Source organism: Priestia sp. P5_B4 (assembly GCF_056400385.1).
In genome coordinates, this window is sequence record NZ_JBFULJ010001039.1 from 1 (window position 1) to 1224 (window position 1224).

1 protein-coding gene is annotated in these 1224 nt (G+C 34.7%); it reads right to left on the bottom strand.

What is annotated here, in order from left to right:
• On the bottom strand, positions 1–1213 hold a 1213-nt coding region (locus AC1DRF_RS28585; RefSeq protein ID WP_477742385.1), incomplete at its 3' end, for a DUF6421 family protein.
• Positions 1214–1224: the final 11 nt, after the last annotated feature.

Consider the following 1224-nt stretch of genomic DNA (forward strand, 5'->3'; position numbering starts at 1 on the left):
GTAAGTATGGAACTTCAATCTTTTTATTTTGCTGATTAATAAAGTAATTGTCCGGGATAATAAATTTATCATCGTTCTCACTAGGTAATAAGTATTTTCGAACATAATGTTCAGCTTCTTCTTTATAGTCAAGGTCACTTTGAATCATTTCAAGTTCTTCAATTTCTTTTACTAAAAGATCCAGTTCTTTTAAGCATATGTCTAAATCTAAATAAGCATGGTCTCCTTTTCGGGATATTGAACGCCCATTTGCAACTAGCCAGCTAAAAAGAAAAAAACCTGTTCCAGAATCAAWGTTTCGAGGTGCATTATGCTGACTAGGGTATCTTAAAAGTCGTTCAAAGAGAACAAATTCCGTTATCTCTTCCCAAAAAGGATATTTTCTTTTATGAAGAGTCAGCACCGTCTGGCAATCTACTTTAACTTCTTCTAGTATGCCTGCAAAAAAATTCATTTTCGCCTGTATATGTTGGTCAAAAGGTTTATTTCCGCAGTGATGGTAATAATCATGCAGATATCCCCAGATTACCCTTGCCTGATAAGTGTCTTCTCTATTCATAGTATGAGATTTAAAGTTGAAATCAGGAAAGATAGAAGACGCTCTTTTTAATGTATCCTCATTGTATATGCTGTGAAATTTATTAAAGAAAAATATCGCGAAGTTTTGACTTGTTACCTTTTCTTTTGTTTTTACATTCTCAGGGAAAAATACAATACACTTCCCTTCCATAAATCCTTGAGTACCAGCCAACAGCTTTAAAGATTCACACCCATTTTTAGGATGAGGAAGGTCTGCTTCGATGGATTTCATGATTTCAGGTTCATCGCGCACAGCGATAAAGGCTTCTAAATAAAATCCTCTTTTTGTAGGGCCATTAGGCGTTACAATCGGTCCTAAAAAGAACGTCGCCTCCCCGTTTGCAGGCGGGCTATAAGCAATTAACGTTTGATCAAAATAAGGAGCTTGATCGAGTCCTCTTTCAATCCAATCACATACGTCATTTTTTAATGCATTCCACACTTCAGGTAAATTTAAAGAGTTATATATTGTTTCAGTTTCAGCAACTACTTTTAATAAGAGCTCTCTAGCTTTTTCGTAATTTCTTTTGACCTCTCCATTTGGGCCCTGATATTTTCTTATCTCATATAGAGAAGGTACTATTTTATCGTTTAATAACTCCACTAAACTTTGAGTATGATTTTTTGTTAACATGATTAAAACCC